At 40.4% G+C, this 3,121-nt stretch carries 4 protein-coding genes; 2 read left to right on the forward strand and 2 right to left on the reverse strand.

Annotation, left to right across the window (positions count from 1 at the left end):
• Positions 1-110 precede the first annotated feature (110 nt).
• Both CXF61_RS11425 and CXF61_RS11430 read right to left on the reverse strand, forming a co-directional pair.
• The gene (locus CXF61_RS11425) at positions 111-758 is read right to left on the reverse strand and encodes a glutathione S-transferase (protein ID WP_165598270.1); all 648 of its coding nucleotides are present in this window, start codon (positions 756-758) and stop codon (positions 111-113) included.
• 92 nt (positions 759-850) lie between these two features.
• Positions 851-2,344, reverse strand: coding sequence for a phosphatase PAP2 family protein (locus CXF61_RS11430; RefSeq protein ID WP_165598271.1), 1,494 nt, complete (start codon positions 2,342-2,344; stop codon positions 851-853).
• Between the two features lie 277 nt (positions 2,345-2,621).
• Between CXF61_RS11430 and CXF61_RS11435 the strand changes: the two genes are divergently transcribed.
• A complete protein-coding gene (locus tag CXF61_RS11435) occupies positions 2,622-2,885 on the forward strand; it encodes a hypothetical protein (protein WP_264755685.1) in 264 nt (87 codons plus the stop codon).
• 3 nt (positions 2,886-2,888) lie between these two features.
• On the forward strand, positions 2,889-3,121 hold a 233-nt coding region (locus tag CXF61_RS11440), incomplete at its 3' end, for a transposase (protein ID WP_193834217.1).

Consider the following 3,121-nt stretch of genomic DNA (forward strand, 5'->3'; position numbering starts at 1 on the left):
ATGTGTATTCTCCTACGTTCTTTCAAATCTATACTTTACCTACCACTCACCACTCACCACTCACCACTCACCACTCATGTGATCATATAAATAACTTCAAATACCAGATATTAACAAGGAAAAATCACCACCTCATCGCCTTCTTGCCATGGTTCAAACTTAGTCATAACTTGCAAAAATAACGGATGCGCAAGCCAATCTTGTAACCACTGCTGCAATTTAGGGTATGGCAAACCATAAAACACCTCACGATCAACATGTGCAAATTGACGAACAAACGGCATGATACCGATGTCAGCAACGGTCACGCTATTGTCTAGTAGATAGGTATTCTTAGTCAATAACGCTTCTAAATACTGCAGAAAAATTTCACCTTTTTGTCGATATTCTATTTGAGTCATCTCAGGGTGACGATCGGCATATTTGTAGCGATCGAGCCACTGTTTAAACTCATTATCGTTTTGTGCTATCAGTGCATTAGCTTCAGATGAAATCTTTTCATCTAGCAGTCCTTGAGGATCGTTTTTCTCAAGCGCCCACATCATAATCTCTGCACTCTCTTCAATGACGGATCCATCTGAAAGCTGTAACACAGGAACCGTGCCTTTTGGACTAATCGCTAGCATCTGATCTGGCTTATTCTTTAGCTTGATTTCTCGTAACTCTACTGGCAACTCGGCGAATATTAGACCGAGACGAGCGCGCATAGCATAAGGACAGCGACGAAAAGAGTACAAGCGAGGCAACGAGGTGTTCATAGATTCCTCCATAGTTGAATAGGAATTAAGCAATAGGTAAAAAGCAAACGAAGAAAAATTAGCAGACGCGAACCTACTGACATCGATAGTTATTAAGGCGCTGTTGAATAGGTGACAGACTTATAATTGGCCATAGTTTCTACCAACGACTGTGGCAAATAGGCATTTTTCAGGTGCGCGTGCGAATAATGCTGCTCAATCCACGATTGATAGTTATAGACAGTTAGCGTACCACAATATAATAAATATAAAACCTGAACGCCGATGCTACGCGACAGACCCATTACGCAATGAAAATTGATAAGCGTGATGAGACTACCCTCTACTTTATCTTTATTATTGGTGACAAATGCCTGTGTCTCAGCTGATCGTATTAAAGCGTCAATTTGTTTAAATAGATTAATATAGTCTTGGAGCAATACGTCATTTAATGGCTGCAAATCCAACAAAGGCAAATACAAATAATGAACTGCCGTATTCATAATGCCGTTAGCAGCTATTTCAAGATTATGAGCGTGGCTAGATATCTCAGCGGCCAAATCAACAACAATAATTTGATAGCGAACTGCAGGCCGATTGCTTTCTGACGAACTCGGTAATTCTAATGAGCTGTAGCTAGATAACCAATACGCTAAGTAGCTATCCACATCAGCCTGCGTCAATCGAGGTGAAGCAACAACATTGACCTTGTCATTAATAGCATACGGCGTGAGTGGATATTTTTGGCCTTTCGAGAAAACTTTAAAATACCACTGCCCTAAAAGTGACATGCCATTGTAAATAATAATGATTGGCGCAAACTTCATCCAAGTATATACCGTGAGTCGGCCGCTACTGGATTTTTGAAACCAGCGTATATCCCGTATTGGCTTGACCTGTTGATAGACACAAGTCAACATCGTAAAACTGATCAGCCAATATAAAGCAATGATAATGGCTAAATCTTCTACAACTTCAGACGCTATCATACTCATATTAGCAAAGTAAAACCCTGCTATCGCTATCAACAAAAACCCTATTACCCCCAGTGTCAGATGCTTGATTACCAATGCATTTCGGATTCGATTTGAGAGTATCAGCACCAACACTGCCAATACTACCCCGCCGAACATATCTAGCAAATGATGTTGATACGTCAACACTGTCGACAGGGCAATCAATGTACATATGCCAGTCAGCAACAATCGATAAGCCGCTGAAATCCATCTCTTTTTAGACGCTACAACATCCCATAAGGATACGCCAAGCAACATGGCATAGCTGACATGCAATGATGGCAACTGATTAAATGGCTTGTCCACCAACTGCAAAAACTGATAACCAAACTGCGTCCAATCATCAGGTATCGATCGATTGAATGAGAAACGAGCGGGATAGAGATAGAAAATTAAACAGGCAAAGATGGTCGTCAGAATCAAGCGATAGCTCAATAAAGATAATTGTGTAGACGTCCGCACTAAGAAAAAACTAGCCACAAATAAAATCAATGACCAGCTATAAGGAACAATCATAGCTGGAATGAAAGGAATCATACTGTCAAACGGTGTGGCGAGATTATAAATTTGCGATGGGTAGAGTGTGTACAAAGATACGCTATAAACAGTCGTTAAATTATAAAGCAAATAAAATATCGATAACGCAAGACCTAGGTGTTTGAATCGATTTAAATTTGATGGAGTTTGCAACACCTAGTACCTCATTTGACTATTGAATAAACATTTCAAAAAACTTTGGCAATATAATCATAGTTAAAGTTGTCATAATAGCAACTTATTGTTGGCTAAAAACTGCCCAAACCCATTGGAAATACAGTGGTTTTGAACTTATACTTGACTATTTTCCGGACTTAGAAGGATTTGAGAAATGCAGTTTTTGAGGATAATAAGTCAGCAGTTGAGTCGATTTACGGCATTGGTTATTATTTTAGCTGCCGCAGTGACATTTATAGAGCCTGCGACTTTTTCTTGGGTGACAGGTGATACCCAAGTCATCGTTCTGGGTGTCATTATGCTCGCAATGGGTATGACACTAGGTAAAGAAGACTATAAGGTGTTGGCCCAGCGCCCGCTTGATAGGGAGTTTCCTAAAAACTGTGTAACTGCTTATAATCCACTAACAGGAGAATAAGCAATGACTACTCAATCTGACATTAAAAAACTGGCCGAGCAAATGGCTGGTAGCATGAACAGCTTCGATGACATCAAAGACTTTCAGAGGCAGCTCATGCAATCTTTTATCGATACTGCCTTAGAGGCTGAGATGGAAGACCATCTCGGCTACCCCAAGCATGAGAAAGCAGATAAACCAAACAAGCGCAACGGACACACTAAAAAGACCGTCCGCAGTGATACAGGCGATCTTGA

The sequence above is a fragment of the Psychrobacter sp. 4Dc genome (genome assembly GCF_002836715.1).
Lineage (GTDB): Bacteria > Pseudomonadota > Gammaproteobacteria > Pseudomonadales > Moraxellaceae > Psychrobacter.